The organism is Clostridium luticellarii (assembly GCF_002995845.1).
GTDB classification, from domain to species: Bacteria; Bacillota; Clostridia; order Clostridiales; family Clostridiaceae; genus Clostridium_B; species Clostridium_B luticellarii.
The window spans coordinates 1-3390 of the sequence record NZ_PVXP01000126.1 but is presented as its reverse complement, the minus strand read 5'-3'; the positions used below and the strand labels follow the sequence as shown (position 1 = coordinate 3390).

The window sequence follows — 3390 nt, the reverse complement described above, 5'->3', positions numbered from 1 at the left end:
CAAATATATCACATTTATATTTGTAAATCAATCCATTTATTTGAAATCATGATAGATTAAAGTGTGTTGTATTGATTCTGCTTTTTATGTTTATATTTTAATATGCATTCAACTAGTTTCTTTATAATTATAATCAAAAGTATAATCAGAATATACCTAAATTCATAAAACGCCTGATAAACTGTAAGTTGATTGTCGATTACGTTTATTATTGTTTTAGTAATAATATTTAATTGTACAGCAATTATTACACCAATGAATAAATTAGAAGCTATAAAATATACTATTGATAATCCTCTAAACTTATTCTTTTTACCAAGTGCCCACTTCTTAAATTCCTTAAAAGATGATTTTCTTAAATTGGGCCTTTTTAATAAAGTGCTCATTATAAAATATCCATCAAGAGGAAGTAATGGTGACAGATTTGCCCATATAAATGAAATATTACTTATACTGAATAGGAAAAACATATTCTTTAAATTTCCTGTAAAAAAAGAAGATAATATAATAGATATAGATGCCAAAATTAAATTAGCATATACTCCAGCAATCCATACATATATACGTTCCTTAGGCTTTATTGAGTATATTCCAGGCATTTTCAAATAAAACATGGGAGTAGCCACATATAAAGAAAATACTAATTTTGAAGGTTTTAAACCGACTCTATAACCCATTATACCGTGTGCAAATTCATGAATGCCTATACTTACGATAAAAAGTACGAGACCAAATAATATTCCTAATGTATAGGAACCCAATAATGTATAACTTGATCCGCTGATAAAAACATTAATATTTTTTACAAAAAAGAATATAGAAATTAATATAATTATCATAGAGCTATACATTATATATGGGAAAAAAGGTCCGCTTAATTTATCCAAAATGCAATATATTTTATCCAATTTAACTTCTTTTAAAGTTATGGATAAGTAATCCATTTCCTGTTTTTCTACTAATGATTCGTCAATTCCTTCTATAAGGTTAGCTTTGCAAAGTAAATCATATAATTCATAAGTATTTAATTTTAAATTATATTCATGCATTAAAATTTCTTCAATATTGTTAAGTGAATGGTTACCATCAAAGTATTTTATTGCTGTCTTTATAGGATCTACTAATTTTTCAGGCAATTGTATATACTTATCCTTTTTTAGGCTGCCTATAGAATATATATTGCCACTCTTCTTTTCAAACAGTAACCATGAATTTATATCATCTACTATAGTTGGTTTTATTTCACTAACATTTTGCATATTCATTGTCCTCACCAGATTTCAAATGTTCACTTAATTTAAAAAGGCTTAATATTACTTTCTCTGTCATTTTTTGGGACATTTCGCAGTATTGATCACTTAGTGTAAAAATTTTACCATTCTCTAAGTAGTTCATGCCAAAACAGCCACTGCAAATTTTGCTTATAAAGCATCGCTTACATTTTTCATTTTCATTTTTATTAAATGAATCAAATTTTTTTATTATTTTAAAAAAAGTTTCGGAATGAAATATATTTTTGTCTTTAATATTACCCATACATACATTTTCATTATCAGTAAACATAAAGCAGGGATATATATAACCATTTACAGATACAGATAAAGTTCCGATTCCCGCTTGGCATATATATTTTCCAGTATCTTTTTTATATACTAAAGAAGATATTATCCTCTGAACTAATGAATATGTGTACGTAATGCCATTTTTAGAATTTAAAAATATATCATCAACCGAATTTATAAATTCATTTCTATTTTTCAGGGCATAGAAACAATCTTTTTTCCCACCAGCAGGTACTATATGTAAAGGGATCTTTCCTAATGTCGTATATATAAATTTTATTATATCAATGATTTTTATATTGTTATCTATATGATTTCTATTAAAAGTAACTTCTATAGTTGTTGGTTGGTTTGTATTTTTTTTTAACATTTTAATATTATTTAATATGATATCTGAGGTACCACTGCCATTAGCATAAACTCTCATAATATCATTTACCTTTGGATTTCCATCATAACTAACAGTAACCTGAATGTCATATTTATTCACCATTTTCATAAATTCACTATTCATAAGAGTACCATTTGTCACAAGACCTATTATAGTTTTTTCCTTATTTACAGCATCCCTATTTCTTACATATTTGCAAATAAAATTTACAACCGGCATATTAACAAGAGGTTCTCCACCAAATATTTGGATATTGTTTATTTTATTAAAAAAGGAATAAAATTTATCCAAAGTCAATTTAGCCATTTCTCTCGTCATTATGCTTTCATCGGAATTATATGAACCCCCATCTGCATAACAATACCTGCATTTTAAATTACAAGTATTTGAAATATTCAAAACTAACCTGTTTAGTACATTTTCATTATTATTTGATTGTTGTATCTTTGTCATCGTTGCATAATTTTCTAATTTATTTTTAAAATCTACATATTGCTTCTTACTTAGGTTAAACTGTTTAAGTGCAAAATTTATATCTTTATTTTCTGCAATGCAGGTGATTAAATCTTTAGTTATAGGGTTAATGGAAAAAAACCTTAATGTGTCTGGGAAATATACTAACAAAATATTTTCACTTTCTATAAAATGTATATTCAAATAAATCCCTCATTTCTTAAAATAAATATTACGAAGTTATCATAATTAATTATGATAACTCCATATGTTCTATTATATTAATGTGGACAACCGACTCCACAGTAGACTCCGCCGCCTATACAAGCTAACCCGCAGAGAAGTCCTCCAGGTTGAATTCCTTCTTCCAAAACTGCAACATCCTCAAGCTTAATTTCTTGCATTGAAATGTTTTTTAATACAATTACATTCTTAGAATTTTCCATACTAAAACTCCTTTCTGTAAATTTTAACACCAAAGACCACAAACAGCTCCGCCGCAGCCTATTCCACATACTCCTCCTAATGCAGGAGTAATAGTTTCTTCAAGATTTTCAATTTCATTAAGGTTTATTTCCTTCATATCAGTAATATCATTTTCAGTTAAATTACTAAGTTCCCTTTTATTTAACACAATAAATCACTCCTAAAAAATTATTAGAAAGCACAAAGAGCTCCGCCACAGCCGCCACCGCAAGCAGCTCCAGCACATATTGCAAAACCACAAACTGCACCGCCTATTATTACTGGCGTATTAGCATCGGTCAGCTGCTCAACATCATCAAACTTTACTTCCTTCAATTCAATTTTTGTTTCAGTTTGATTCATAAAAAATTCCTCCTTTCACTTAATATAAATTTTAGGCGTTTGCGAAACGCTGTAATCCGCATAAATGCGGTATATTTCTTGCTGCAAAATAAAATAACTCCTCACTGATTTATGGTAAAATTGAATTGAATCAAAAAACAAAATCACCATTATACC

5 protein-coding genes are annotated in these 3390 nt (G+C 27.8%); all 5 read right to left on the bottom strand.

Annotated elements, in window-relative coordinates; translation table 11 throughout:
* Window positions 1-56: 56 nt before the first annotated feature.
* The 5 genes from CLLU_RS18200 to CLLU_RS18800 all read right to left on the bottom strand — a co-directional run bounded on the left by CLLU_RS18200 (window position 57) and on the right by CLLU_RS18800 (window position 3234).
* Window positions 57-1259, bottom strand: a complete 1203-nt coding sequence (locus tag CLLU_RS18200; RefSeq protein ID WP_106011170.1) for a metalloprotease — start codon at window positions 1257-1259, stop codon at window positions 57-59.
* Window positions 1246-2610, bottom strand: a complete 1365-nt coding sequence (locus tag CLLU_RS18195; protein WP_106011169.1) for a radical SAM/SPASM domain-containing protein — start codon at window positions 2608-2610, stop codon at window positions 1246-1248. The genes CLLU_RS18200 and CLLU_RS18195 overlap by 14 nt, the downstream gene beginning before the upstream one ends.
* 77 nt (window positions 2611-2687) lie before the next feature.
* Window positions 2688-2852, bottom strand: coding sequence for a hypothetical protein (locus tag CLLU_RS18810; protein ID WP_158255950.1), 165 nt, complete (start codon window positions 2850-2852; stop codon window positions 2688-2690).
* 23 nt (window positions 2853-2875) lie between these two features.
* Window positions 2876-3040, bottom strand: a complete 165-nt coding sequence (locus CLLU_RS18805) for a hypothetical protein (RefSeq protein WP_158255949.1) — start codon at window positions 3038-3040, stop codon at window positions 2876-2878.
* Window positions 3041-3063: 23 nt separating this feature from the next.
* Window positions 3064-3234, bottom strand: coding sequence for a hypothetical protein (locus tag CLLU_RS18800; RefSeq protein ID WP_158255948.1), 171 nt, complete (start codon window positions 3232-3234; stop codon window positions 3064-3066).
* Between the last annotated feature and the right edge of the window lie 156 nt (window positions 3235-3390).